The organism is Butyrivibrio sp. INlla16, from assembly GCF_900104155.1.
Classification (GTDB): Bacteria; Bacillota; Clostridia; order Lachnospirales; family Lachnospiraceae; genus Butyrivibrio.
The window spans coordinates 108,268-121,308 of the sequence record NZ_FMYB01000001.1 but is presented as its reverse complement, the minus strand read 5'-3'; the positions used below and the strand labels follow the sequence as shown (position 1 = coordinate 121,308).

General features: G+C 41.8%; 8 protein-coding genes. 7 read left to right on the top strand and 1 reads right to left on the bottom strand.

Annotation, left to right across the window (positions count from 1 at the left end):
* Nucleotides 1–3: 3 nt before the first annotated feature.
* The 4 genes from BLR42_RS00460 (at nt 4) to BLR42_RS00445 (ending at nt 4,546) form a co-directional block, all read left to right on the top strand.
* Nucleotides 4–1,461 carry a SpaH/EbpB family LPXTG-anchored major pilin gene (locus BLR42_RS00460; protein WP_091865622.1) on the top strand — a complete coding sequence of 486 codons (1,458 nt, stop codon included), beginning with the start codon at nt 4–6 and terminating at the stop codon, nt 1,459–1,461.
* A 250-nt stretch (nt 1,462–1,711) separates the two neighbouring features.
* The gene (locus BLR42_RS00455; RefSeq protein WP_091865619.1) at nt 1,712–2,590 is read left to right on the top strand and encodes a class C sortase; all 879 of its coding nucleotides are present in this window, start codon (nt 1,712–1,714) and stop codon (nt 2,588–2,590) included.
* A 6-nt stretch (nt 2,591–2,596) separates the two neighbouring features.
* A complete protein-coding gene (locus BLR42_RS00450; protein ID WP_091865616.1) occupies nt 2,597–3,790 on the top strand; it encodes a Cna B-type domain-containing protein in 1,194 nt (397 codons plus the stop codon).
* 105 nt (nt 3,791–3,895) lie between these two features.
* Nucleotides 3,896–4,546, top strand: a complete 651-nt coding sequence (locus BLR42_RS00445) for a sortase (protein ID WP_170832578.1) — start codon at nt 3,896–3,898, stop codon at nt 4,544–4,546.
* Nucleotides 4,547–4,633: 87 nt separating this feature from the next.
* Here the strand turns inward: BLR42_RS00445 and BLR42_RS00440 are convergent, their stop codons facing one another.
* A complete protein-coding gene (locus BLR42_RS00440; protein WP_091865610.1) occupies nt 4,634–6,100 on the bottom strand; it encodes a methyl-accepting chemotaxis protein in 1,467 nt (488 codons plus the stop codon).
* A 239-nt stretch (nt 6,101–6,339) separates the two neighbouring features.
* Here BLR42_RS00440 and BLR42_RS00435 point away from each other — a divergent pair, with 239 nt between their 5' ends.
* From BLR42_RS00435 to malQ, 3 genes are all read left to right on the top strand, one after another.
* The gene (locus tag BLR42_RS00435; RefSeq protein ID WP_091865607.1) at nt 6,340–7,992 is read left to right on the top strand and encodes an aminoacyl-histidine dipeptidase; all 1,653 of its coding nucleotides are present in this window, start codon (nt 6,340–6,342) and stop codon (nt 7,990–7,992) included.
* Nucleotides 7,993–8,222: 230 nt separating this feature from the next.
* Nucleotides 8,223–11,384 carry a hypothetical protein gene (locus BLR42_RS00430; protein WP_091865604.1) on the top strand — a complete coding sequence of 1,054 codons (3,162 nt, stop codon included), beginning with the start codon at nt 8,223–8,225 and terminating at the stop codon, nt 11,382–11,384.
* Nucleotides 11,385–11,485: 101 nt separating this feature from the next.
* The gene (malQ, locus tag BLR42_RS00425; RefSeq protein WP_091865600.1) at nt 11,486–12,991 is read left to right on the top strand and encodes a 4-alpha-glucanotransferase; all 1,506 of its coding nucleotides are present in this window, start codon (nt 11,486–11,488) and stop codon (nt 12,989–12,991) included.
* Nucleotides 12,992–13,041 lie beyond the last annotated feature (50 nt).

Here is a 13,041-nt window from a genome sequence, read left to right as displayed (position 1 = left end):
TAAATGAAAGGATTAAAGAAAATTTTAACTGGTATCCTTGCTGGTGCTATGGCTCTTACCATGACAGTTTCAGCAGGATCCGCAACTACTGCCAAGGCAGCTGGAGAGGGCAGCATTACAATTGAGAAGGCTAGCGAAGGCCAGGAGTATAACGTATGGCGTGTATTTGACTATGTTCCTGCCGGCAGCGATTTGACAAAAGGTGTTTACAAGCTTTCAGCAAAGTTTTCAGGTTTTAAAAGTAGCTATTTTTCAGTAGGTGATGGCGATATTCTTGACACATCCAAACTTGCAACAGAAGCTGATGCAATTGCTTTTGGACAGGAAGTAATAGCATATGCCAAGAATGGCCAGACAGAAGTTGCGAAGTTCAGAGTAGCACCTGAAGTAACAAAAACTGCTGATGCTAACGGAACTCTTAAAGTGACCGGTTTGGACTATGGCTATTATGTATTGGATTCTTCACTTGGTAGTGCAGTATCTCTTAATACATCTACTCCTAATGCAAAGCTTGAGGAGAAGACAGAAGTTCCTTCAGTTGATAAGAAGATCACAGGTCTTACAAAAAATGGTACAACTCAGAAGACTGTACTTGATACAACAGGAAACAACGCTCAGATTGGTGATACTGTAGAATTTACCGTAACTGCTGATCTTAAGAAGGGCGGTGTAAACTACAAGATCGTCGATACTCTTACAGAAGGTCTTACACTTAATAAGAATGAATCAGATTTCTCAGTAACATTTGCACCTGCAAAAGATGGTGGTGAGGCTGTTGCAGTTGAGTATAAACTTGATGCAGCTACAGATAATGGCTTTGAGATGAGTTTTGCTGAGCCTTCAGCTGATGTTAAGGCTATTGTTACATACAGTGCAGTAGTAAATACAAATGCAAAGATTTCAGAGGATGTAAACAAGAATACTGTATATCTTAAGTATGGTAATACAAATACACCTATTGTAGAGACAATTACCAAGACATATCCTCTTGTTCTCAAGAAGGTTATTGCAGGAACAGAGACTGTTCTTGCAGGCGCTAAGTTCAAGATTTACAGAGCTGATACAGGCCTTCAGGTTAAGCTTACAAAGGTAAGTGATACAGAATACAAGGTAGATCCTAATGGATCTGATGCTGATTCAGTTATCGTTACTGTTGAGACAACACCTATCATGATCAAAGGTCTTGACGCAGCTAACTATATCCTTGAAGAGACAGAGGCTCCTGCAGGATACAACCTTATTACATCAGAAGCAGGCGGAAAGCAGCATGCGAAGATGGTTACTGTAACAGAGCAGTCAACTGTAAAAGCTCCTACAACTGAGACAATTGAGAATAGTACAGGTTCACTTCTTCCTTCCACAGGTGGAATCGGTACAACAATTTTCTACATCATCGGTGGACTTCTCATCGTAGCAGCTGTTGTATTCTTCGTAGTACGCAGAAAGGCTGATGCTGAGTAATATCTGTGAGATAGAGAATTTAGAGGGATTATTGCAATAATTATATTACTGGAATAATTGAATCTTGTTTCTGTAGACCAATATATATAGAAACATACTGTAACACCGGGTCGGGCTCATCCGCCCGATCCGGGATACAGATATATTATTTCGGAGGAGCTATATAAAAAGAAATAGGGGGAGAATTTGTTGCACGGAAGGCGTTTTATAGCCTGACTATCGATTGTTATTAAATTTGGACGGAAAAATTATGAAGAGTAAGGGCTTTGCAAAGCAATTACCAAACATCATATTTACAGCAATATTTGTTGTTGGACTTGGTATATTTTTGTATCCGTCCGTAAGTAATTATATTAATACCAAGAACCAAAGTAGAGCAGTTTCGAACTACGAAGAGCTTATGTCTTCATTTACAGAGGAAGATTACACGAATTATTGGAATGCTGCCTATGAATATAATGAAAAGCTACTTTCGAAAGGGATAAATTTCAACCTCTCGGAAGAGGAATTGGCAGAGTATCATTCAATACTTGATCCAACCGGGACAGGAGTAATGGGACATATTGAAATTGAAAAACTGGGCGTGGATTTACCGGTTTATCACGATGTTTCCGAATCTGTTTTGCAGGTCGGCATCGGACATATACCCGGATCATCGCTTCCAGCTGGAACAACAGGTTCGCATGCGATTCTATCCGGACACAGAGGATTACCATCCTCTAAACTTTTTTCTGACTTGGATCAGATGATTGAAGGAGATACATTCCTTCTGCATATAATGAATCAGACTTTTGCATATCAGGTTGATAATATTTCGATAGTGCTTCCTGAGGAGACGCAGGGTCTTACGATTTATCCTGACAAAGACTATGTCACGCTGGTGACGTGTACACCTTACGGTGTCAACACTCACAGAATGCTCGTAAGGGGCAGGCGTGTTGATTATAATGAAGAATCAAGACTTATAGTACCTGCTGATGCGACGAAGATAAATAATCTTCTTGTTGCACCGTTTATCGCAGGACCGATAATATTAGTTCTGTTTATTTGGTTTGTAATTAGTACATCAGACCATGGGAAAAAGAAAAAATCTGCGACAGTAGAGGATTTACGCAGACATTTGAGGTAAGTTTTTATGAAGATTTTTGAGAAGGTGAAAAAACTGATAGTAGGAGCTGCGGCGCTTAGCATGTCAGCGATGCTACTGCTTCCGGGAGTGGCAGCGAGCGCAAGTTCGGATAACAACAACGGACTTGGTACCATTGACATGAACAAGGACGCTACATTGTCGGTTTACTATTACTTTAATTCCTACGGAGATATTCCTGAATATGGAAAAATGGCAGGAGTTAATGTCAAAGCCTACAAGATTGCATCTATTTCCGCGACAGGTCAGTTTACTGTTGTATCACCATTTGATAGCCTTGGGCTTGATATAACAGATATGTACTCAGTTGCTGACCAGGATAAGTGGAACAATATCATCACAGAGGCGAGCAAATGTATCGCTGCAAACGGCGTTCAGCCTAGCTATACAGCTACTTCCGATGCAGAAGGCTATGCAAAATTCGGAAAGGTTGACAAGGGACTTTATCTTGGAGTAAGTGATCCGGTTGTAATCGATCAGATTCAGTATAAATATTGGGATTTCCTTTCTGTAGTTCCCGGACCTAACAACCTTGAAGAGAATCAGGGTAACGGATGGGACGGAACATGGTCAAATGCATCTTATGATGTAGTAGCTATCCCTAAAAGAGAAGCTGTTCACCTTGAAGATGATCCGGAACCTTTCAGCGTGTATAAGCAGTGGATTGATAACGGTGGAGAGGACAGACCGAAGTCAATTACAGTTAAGATTTACTGTGATGGAAACCTTCTCGAGACTGTAGATCTTTCAAATGAAAATAACTGGCAGTACAGTTGGCAATATGAAAAGGGGCATAATTTCACGGTAGAAGAGGTAATGAATACAGATGATTATACTTCAAATGTTTCAAGAAATGAGAATTCATTTATTGTTGTAAATACCAAGAATCCGGAGACTCCGGAAACACCCGATAAGCCTAACAAGCCAAGTTCACCGAAAAAACCCGATAAACCGGATAACCCGGAATCACCTACAACACCGGATACTCCGGATAATCCGACACCGGATGATACGCCTGATGTACTTGGTGCTATCAGAGACTTTATTGGAGAACTTCCAGAGGTTTTAGGTGCAAGAAGACTTCCTCAGACAGGACAGCTTTGGTGGCCGATTCCTGTACTTGCTATTCTGGGTATACTTCTTATAATCTTTGGATTTAGAAGTGAGAAGCACAGAAAATAAATCTGCAGTTGGAGATAAGGTAGAAAAAAGTGTTTATAGTCCTAAGATGATCGGGACATGACACAATTATGGGGGCTTGCTTTAAGATTAAAAGGTGGGCTTAACATGAAAATTATTACAAAAGGTAGAATAATGATCCTTATGGGATTCCTGTGTTTTGGAATTGCTGCTAATATCATAGTGCATAACCAGAATGAGGATCTTGAGGCCGGAGTAAGCGCAGCGGGGCTCCTTGAAGGAGTTGAGGCGCAGGTAACAAATGCTCCTCTTGATATGAATCCTACGGGACCGATGAAATCAGTTGATGTGAATGGACAGTCCTTTATAGGAATCATTGATATCCCTGCCATCGACATAAGACTTCCGATACAGACCGAGTGGTCTTCTGTGAATGCTAAGACTTCGCCCTGCAGATATAAGGGCTCTGTATATGAAAATGACCTGATTGTTGCAGGACATAACTACCAGAGGCATTTTGGTAATCTAAAAAATCTCGTTGCGGGAGATACCATCATCGTGACTGATGTAGATGGAAGAAAGTACTACTACGAGGTTACTTATATCGAAGACATAGGAACCTATGAAGTCGATAAGATGGATGAAGGCACCTGGGATTTCACAGTATTTACCTGTACCATCGGAGGCGCAAGCCGTGTAACTGTAAGATGTGATTTTGTTAAGGTTGAGGCACCCGGCTCCGGAGATGAGATAACCAAAGAAATTGAAGAAGCTGTTACAGCTGATGAAAATCAGTAAAGATGATATGTATATTAAAAACCGGTTCGAGTTATTTGACTCGAACCGGATTTTTTATACGCTTTATAGTGCTTATTTTCAGAAGAATCAATCCTTATCTGTCTGCATGTCCTGCAGCTTGTTTGCCTGCTGGAATATTTCAAGAAGTATTCCTTTAAAGTCATCGAACTGGCTTACAGCAGTATCGGCAGCACGGGCTCCGTCATTTGACAAGGCGGCAACCTCCTGGCTTGTTGCGGACAAATTGCTGATTCCGTCATTGATTTCAGTGGTGGAGGAAGCGATAGTCTGCATGCCTCGCTCGATATCACTGAATCTGTTAAGCATATCTGTTACGTTTGCGTTAATACTGTCAAAATTGTTTCCTACGGTTTCAATCATTTCATTCTGCTCTGTTACGGATGAAATGCTGTCATCGATACTTGCCATAGCTTTCTGAACATCTTCGGTTAGCTCGTTGATGATTCTTGTAATCTCAGTTGAAGCATTGTTTGTTTCGCCTGCAAGATCTCTGACATCATTAGCAACAACCGCAAATCCTTTTCCGGCTTCACCGGCTCTTGCTGCTTCAATGCTGGCGTTGAGAGCAAGGAGGTTAGTCTGCTTGGAAATTGACATAATGGCGCCGACAATTTTCTGAACTTCTTCAACCTTATTGATAACGGCCTGAGTGGCTTCAACTGTAACCTGGCTGGTGGCAGCTACATTCTGTGATTTTTCCTTAAGTTCCTCGATAACCTTTACACCTTCCTGAACAGTATCCTGGGTCTGTTTTGATACGCGGGACATCTCCTGTGTGTGTTCTTCTGTGGTTTGTGTTTCGGACTGAATCTGCTGAACTTTGTCTGCCTGATGGCTTATAGCCTGCGAGGTGCTCTCCATGCTGCTTGCTATATCATTCATCCCGGACTGCTGAGACTCGATGATCTCCTGAAGGCTGGATAAGTTGCTCTGTGAGTTGTTGAAAAGATCGGTGATTGTATTAGCAATTTCAGCCATCTGATTACCAGTTTTCAATGACTTTTCAGCATGACGATTGATTTTATCATTATTTTCATTGTTGAAGTTGGTAAGAAGACCTACAACACTTAAGCTTGTGATGAATGCAAGCGCCAGAGTAATAAGCGGCGGTACATATTCAAGAGAAAGCTTGCCTGAGACAAGAGCCTTGATGCAGGTAATTGCAAAGGAAAGGGTTATTGCAGCAATACCAACTCGGGAAAGTCTGATATTTAAATAGATCATACTGCTGATCAGAATCGGGAGTCCGAATGCGAAGTAAATCAGATCATCGGACGCGATAAGCAGAACGAAGTAGAAGACTGTAGCACCGCCCATGATAAGTACTGATCCCTTTTTTACTTCGGGATATTTATAATTGCCTGCAACCACCATAAGTATGCCGACTATGGCGCTGACAATTATAGCTATAACACCAAGTGTTTGTCCTTTGCCAAGCAGATTATTCAATGCAAGAACTGTGCCGCTGGCAATAATGATAATACAAACAATAAAACTGACTTTATTGGCGCGCCTGTACTGTTGTGCATTCATAGGCCATCCTTTCTGCTACGCTTAATTCGTGCATGTTAAATGTTCACTATATATCATTTTGATTTTAACATGCACCCAGTGCAAATTTACTGAAAAGGGATTAAAAAAATAATAAAAAAACGATAAAACCATCGTCCGCGAAGGCAGGAAATAAAAAGTGTGTTATTATGGTAGATGATATATTTAGATGTTAGCGTTTGCTCAACAAATATTGATTATAGAGATGAGAGGTATGGACAATGGCATTTGAAAAATTACAGCCTACAGAGGTATTTAAATGGTTTGAGGAGATATGTAATATTCCGCACGGATCGGGAAATCTGAAGAAGATCAGCAGTTTTCTTGTGAAGTTTGCAAAGGACAGAGATTTGTACGTTCGTCAGGACAACGATCTTAATGTAATAATAAAAAAGCCGGGAACCAAGGGCTATGAGAAGCATGCTCCGGTTATCCTTCAGGGACATATGGATATGGTTGCGGTTAAGGAAAAAGACGCAAAAATCAATATGGAGAAGGACGGACTTGATGTAAAAACCGACGGAGAGTTTGTATGGGCTGATAAGACCAGTCTTGGCGGAGATGATGGTATAGCTGTGGCTTACTGTCTGGCGCTTCTTGACAGCAAAAAGATTCCGCATCCACCCCTTGAAGTCATCATTACTACTAATGAAGAAGTTGGAATGGATGGAGCAATGGCTCTTAAATGCGATGACATCGAAGGCAAGAGGATGATAAACATCGACAACGAGGAAGAAGGCGTGATGATCGTAAGCTGTGCAGGTGGCGCAAGATTTCATGGATATCTTCCTTTGACAAGAGAGAATAAGAGCGGAATAAAGGTTAAGATACATGTTAAGGGGCTTCAGGGCGGACATTCCGGTGAAATGATAGGAAAAGGCCGCGGCAATGCCAATGTGATCATGGGCAGACTTCTTCTCGAGATAACCGATGCTCTCGAGGTTGGTATTATAAGCCTTAACGGCGGTGTTGCTGACAACGCGATTGCTACAGACTGCGAGGCTGAGCTTTTGCTTATGGGACTGGCCTCTCAGATGCACGGTAATATTGTAGGACCTGATGTATCTTTCTTCTCACTTTTCGGAAAACTGTCTTCAATTGCTTATAAAGTGGAATCTGATTTTAAGGCAGAACTTGGAAGCAGAGATCCGGGACTTTCAATTGTGGTAGAAGAAGTACACGAAAAGACTCTCGAGCCCGAAAAGACCGATATTTCAAATATGGCGTCCGTAAATCTTGATTCAAGTGTTGATACCTTTACGGAGACTCATGAGAAGAGAGAAGCGGTTTCAGGAGTTATTCCGTGCGCAGAGGTTATAGAACTCGCAAGATGCATATGTGCTATGCCTTACGGTGTTCAGTCAATGAGTTCATCCATTGAAGGTCTGGTTGAGACTTCACTGAATCTGGGCATACTGAAGATAGTAAGCAGTCAGACCGGAGCGGTTGAAGGAAAAGGCGCTGCGAGCCAGAGCGCCGGAACTATGGATGAGGCCTTCCTTCTTGACTATTCTGTCAGAAGTTCGGTTGCACCCGCAAAGGAAGCCCTTATCCGTAAGATGGAGATAATAATCGAGGGCTTTAACGGAATATTTGAAGTCACCGGAGAATATCCCGGATGGGCATATGCTGAGAAGTCTGAGCTTAGAGATACAATGGCCAAGGTCTATAAGGAACTCTATAAAAAGGATATCAGAATTGAAGCTATTCATGCAGGACTTGAGTGCGGTCTGTTTTCCGAAAAAATCGATGGCCTTGATTGTGTCTCAATAGGTCCTGATATGCAGGATATTCATTCTACAGGTGAGAAACTCAGCGTTGCTTCTACAAAGAGAACCTGGGAGTACCTGTGTGAGGTACTTAAAGCACTGTAATTTCATACCAATTTGATATTAATATTAAGAAACTAAAGCGCAGGAATAATAAAGGCCTGCGCTTTTTTCTATGCACTAGGAAACTGATAATAAAAAATCGGATAATCACAAAAAAATGTTCTTGTCAAGTACGAATTATGAACAGAATTATTCATATTTCGTAACCAAAAGTGAAAAAATAATTCATATAATTATATAGTCGAATGAAAATTTTAATCTTAGGAGGGATTATGAAGAAGAGTATAGTGAGAAAACTTGCTTTTACACTTGTACTTGTGCTGATGCTTCGGACCTTCGTGTCTGACTATAACAGCATTGGTGTAAGAGCGGACGAGGGTACAAATGAAGAAGTAACCTCAGTTGAAGAAACAGTTCGCTTAAGCGAAGTGTTGGAAAGTGCAGAACCTTCAACTGAAGAAACTGAGATAGCTGAAGTTCCCGCTGCACCTGCAGAGGAACCTGAAGCACCTGCAGAGGAACCGGAACAGCCGGCTGAGGAACCGGTAGTTACCGAAGAACCTCAGACAGTAGAAGAGCCGGCTACCGCACCTAGTGCTGAAGAAGGAAATGTCGAAGAGGCTCCCGCACCTGCAGAGGGTGAAAACGTAGCTCCTGAAGCAGCTCCTGCTGAGACACCTGCAATTGATGAGAACGGTGAAACTCCTGCAGAGCCTGAAGCACCCGCTGCAGCTGAAGAAGCAGCTCCTGCTGCAGAAGAACCTGCTGTAACTCCCGCTGAAGGCGGAGAGACCGTAGAAGCAGCTCCTGCTGTAGAGAAGGGCATGCTGGTTGTTTCTGTTATTAAGGATAGCGAGACAATATATTTCGATACCTTTAATCAGGACACAGGCGCAGAAGTTACTTTGACTGACTATTTTACTTCTATAGATCCTACCGATGAGGCAGGTAATGTAGATATTACTGAGAAAGATGCTGTTGCTGCAAGACTTACAGAAGGCTTCTACAATTGGGCAGCTGCCAATGTTATTCCTGGCGAGAATAAGATAGTTGAGTGGAATAAGATTTCTCATGTAACAGGAGAAAAATGGTTTATCGAGGGCGCAATCATTGATGATCCCGATGCTCCTGTAGAAGAGACCTATACTCCTGCAAATACTGTTTATACTCAGAGTCCGTCAGATGGAAATGCTGAAGGCACAAAGACAGAAAAAAATGAAACATCCGGTGGAAATGGTAGTGGCAATACAACTGGTGAGGGTGAAACATCAGGTGGAAATACTGAAGTGCCTGTAATAACAACTTATAATGTAAAAATATTTATAAGCGATAATGATGGCAAATATACAGATGCTCCTTCATTTGTGTTCAATTCAACTGATGAGGTAAATCCTTTTGGTAACCTGGAAGCTGTAGTTGATAAGTCATTAACTCTCACTCCGGAGAATAATGTTTCTCTTGGAAACACTATATATATATTCGATAAGGAAAATAAAAACAATGTTACTACTATCGACAAAGTAGTAGATAATCCGAATAATGATCCTGATACGAATGTTTTTGTAATATATTACAAGGTGGATCCTAAATCATTAGGAAAAACAAAGGTAGCATATTATGTGCTTCTTCCTAATCAGCCAATACCGGCTAATTCAACTCAGCAGGATGATAAGAATTATTATCCCGAGATGAACAAAGGTTATAGCTATGAGAAGTGGCTTGGAACCGCACAGAGAGATCTCTACGCAATACCCGATAGTGAAAGAGATGGGAACGGAAACGTTTGGGATCCTACAGGAGCCAGGATTAATGCTGAAATTGATACTGTGCCGACAGATCTGATAGATGCGGATTTTGTGAACGATGACGTATTGAAGAAGTATAAAGTTCTTGATGAAACAACTAATAAATTAAGAAGTCCTAAGGCAAGTGATATCACATGGTATGTGTACAAAAATGTTGGAGATAAAGCTAAAGGTGAAAAGGCATATCATATTGATGGATACCTCAACCGCGCTTATGTAACAGTTAGATATCATGCAAATTATCCTAAAGATGTTAAGGGTGAGCCGGATGTTGTTCCGTTTGAGAAACAGCTGACAGGATCATCACATGTACTTAAAGAATACTCCAAAACAGATGCAAGTGATGATAAAGGAGTATTTACTAAGGCACCTGAAGGATATTCATTCCTTTGCTGGATGGATAAAGACGGAAAATACTATGATCCCGGTGACTCAAAAATTCTTATGAGTGATACAGACTTCTATGCAGTTTGGTTGCCTGATTCGGTTATAACAATTATTGTTAAGATTAAGGCTGCATCAGATCAGGATGGTCGCGATACATATATTAAGTATGATGGTTCAAACCACCGTGGAAACATGGATGTAGATGTTGTTGTTGATACAGAAACTATTAAGAATGCTCTTGACGGTTTGGATCTTAACAGTAGTGCTGTAACGCCTGAGCCCAAAGCTGTTTCACTTTCTGAAGCATTGCAGATAAAAGCTCTTTCTTCAGGAAAACCTGTAGCCCTTAATGAGGGTGCTGCTGAGGAAGATAAGGTCTTCGCTGTAGATGATAAGAAGGTCGAGGTTAGCCTTGATAATGGTATCAAGTTTAACATTACTGTAAGTGGACTTACAGTAACAGGCGGATACGGTAAGCACGTTCTTCCCGATGGAGCAGGATATCCGATATCTGTTGAGACCAAGGATAAGAAGATTACTGTTGAAGGACTTAAGAAAGACATATCCGATAAGTTCAAGATAGTTTTTGATTCCGGAATTTCAGTAAATGCAGAAGAGAAGCAGCCTACAAGTGCCGTAATCGGACATCTGTATATCCTTCCCAGAGAGGTTGAGCTTGTTTCTCCTTCAGCAGAGAAGCTTTATGACGGAACACCTCTTACAGCTACTGATATCACAGTAGGTGCAGACGGATTTGCAACAGGCGACAGTGCAGAGTATACTGATTTTGCTTCTCAGACAGAGGTCGGAAGCACACCTAACACATTTAATTATAAGCTTGTGAATGTGGTTCAGCCTCTTGATTACAGTATTAAGCAGGTTACCGGAACACTTACCGTTAAGGATAATCCGAAGAGTGATCTGCCGAAGGATCCTGAGACTCCTGACAAGCCGGATAAGCCGAAGAAGCACAATAAGCATGAAAAGCCTGATAAGCCGAAGAAGACTAACCACTATGATCCGACACCGAATAACGATAATCCTCCCACAGAGGAAAAGAAGGTTCTTGGTGCAATCAGACCTATGAACGGTTCTGAGGAGAAGGGTGAAGTACTTGGCTCAAGAAGAGGAGCAACAGAAGATTCCACAAATACAGCAAGACTCTTTGTTCTTATAGGAGCAGCTGCAGCATTGGCAATTCTTCTCTTCGTAGGAAAAAAGAAAAAACGAGAAGTGCAGTAAGAGCTTTTCATAAAATCTGACAACGCAGAGCGTCACGAAATGTGGCGCTCTGCATTTTTTATGCTACAATAGCTGTATAAGTTTTGAGGGGAGTGAGAATTATGAGCAGAGAAAGCGGAATTCTGATGCCGGTATTTTCGCTGGCGTCTAAGTTTGGTATTGGGTGTTTTTCAAGAGAAGCCTATGATTTTGTGGACTTTCTTGAAAAGTCTTATCAGGGCTTCTGGCAGATTCTTCCTATAGGACCGACAAGTTTTGGGAACTCGCCGTATCAGCCCATTTCAGCCTTTGCGGGCAATCCTTATTTTATTTCACCGGAGAAGCTTATAGAGGAAGGCCTTTTGACCTGGGACGATATTAACGGTATCGATTTTGGAAGTGATCAGGAAAAAGTCGATTACGGAAAGCTTTATGAAAACAGACCATTAATTCTCAAAAAAGCCTATGAGAATTTCCTCAAAAAAGGTGATATGAAGGCCTTTAAGGAATATAGGAAAGCGCATGAATACTGGCTTGAGGATTATGCGCTTTATGTTTCGATAAAGGCTGCTCAGGATGGAAAATCATGGCTTGACTGGCCTGAGGATATAAGAAAACGAGATCCCAAGGCTCTTGATAAGGCAAGAGGCGAATTTAAGGACGAGATAGAATTTATCTGCTTTGAGCAGTTTAAATTTGATGAACAGTGGAAAAAGCTTCATAAATATGCCCTTGAACACAAGGTTAAGATTATCGGTGACCTTCCGTTCTATGTTGCTATGGACAGTGCTGACAGCTGGTCGCACCCCGAGGTTTTCCAAATGGATAAGGATCTTGTTCCTAAGGCGGTTGCCGGATGTCCTCCGGATGCTTTCTCAAAGGATGGCCAGCTCTGGGGTAACCCTGTTTACGACTGGGACTATCTTAAAAAGAACGACTATTCCTGGTGGGTAAAGAGAATAGAGCGCAATTACGAATGGTTTGATGTCATCAGAATCGATCATTTCCATGGCTTTGCTGAATACTATGAGGTCCCTTACGGCGATAAGGATGCAAGGGGCGGAAAGCAGATGAAAGGCCCCGGAATGGATCTTTTTAAGGCGCTGGAGAAACAGCTCGGTAAGCTTGATATGATCGCAGAGGACCTCGGTACCACTACAGAGGAGAATATAAAGCTCCTTGAGGATTCGGGATTCCCCGGAATGAAGGTCCTGCAATATGGTTTTACAAGCTGGGACAGTATTTATGTAAATCACAGGCATACAAGAAACAGCGTGGTATATACCGGGACTCACGATAATACTCCGACCTTTGCATGGGTTCAGGAGATATCGGACGGAGAGCGCGATTTTACCAGAAGATATATCAATTCGTTGCATACGAATTATGGTGCTCTTGTCTGGGATATTATAAGAGAAGCCTACAGATCGGTGGCTGATCTGTGCATAGTTCCTCTTGTGGATTATCTCTGCAAAGGGAAAGAAGCGAGAATCAACACGCCAGGGACGGCGGACGGCAACTGGATGTGGAGACTTTTGCCAAACTATCTGTCGGAGGATCTTGCGAGAAGCATAAGACTGATGGCAGAGACCTACAGCAGAATACCGACAGAACTTCCTAAGGATTAGTCAGTTTATTTTTTGCCGCAATATGCCGATATATATAGCGGAAGTATACA

What these genes read in the sequence shown, in the direction of transcription:
- BLR42_RS00460 (WP_091865622.1), top strand. Translation starts at nt 4, where the DNA reads ATGAAAGGATTAAAGAAAATTTTAACTGGTATCCTTGCTGGTGCTATG.
- BLR42_RS00455 (WP_091865619.1), top strand. Translation starts at nt 1,712, where the DNA reads ATGAAGAGTAAGGGCTTTGCAAAGCAATTACCAAACATCATATTTACA.
- BLR42_RS00450 (WP_091865616.1), top strand. Translation starts at nt 2,597, where the DNA reads ATGAAGATTTTTGAGAAGGTGAAAAAACTGATAGTAGGAGCTGCGGCG.
- BLR42_RS00445 (WP_170832578.1), top strand. Translation starts at nt 3,896, where the DNA reads ATGAAAATTATTACAAAAGGTAGAATAATGATCCTTATGGGATTCCTG.
- BLR42_RS00440 (WP_091865610.1), bottom strand. Translation starts at nt 6,100, where the DNA reads ATGAATGCACAACAGTACAGGCGCGCCAATAAAGTCAGTTTTATTGTT.
- BLR42_RS00435 (WP_091865607.1), top strand. Translation starts at nt 6,340, where the DNA reads ATGGCATTTGAAAAATTACAGCCTACAGAGGTATTTAAATGGTTTGAG.
- BLR42_RS00430 (WP_091865604.1), top strand. Translation starts at nt 8,223, where the DNA reads ATGAAGAAGAGTATAGTGAGAAAACTTGCTTTTACACTTGTACTTGTG.
- malQ (WP_091865600.1), top strand. Translation starts at nt 11,486, where the DNA reads ATGAGCAGAGAAAGCGGAATTCTGATGCCGGTATTTTCGCTGGCGTCT.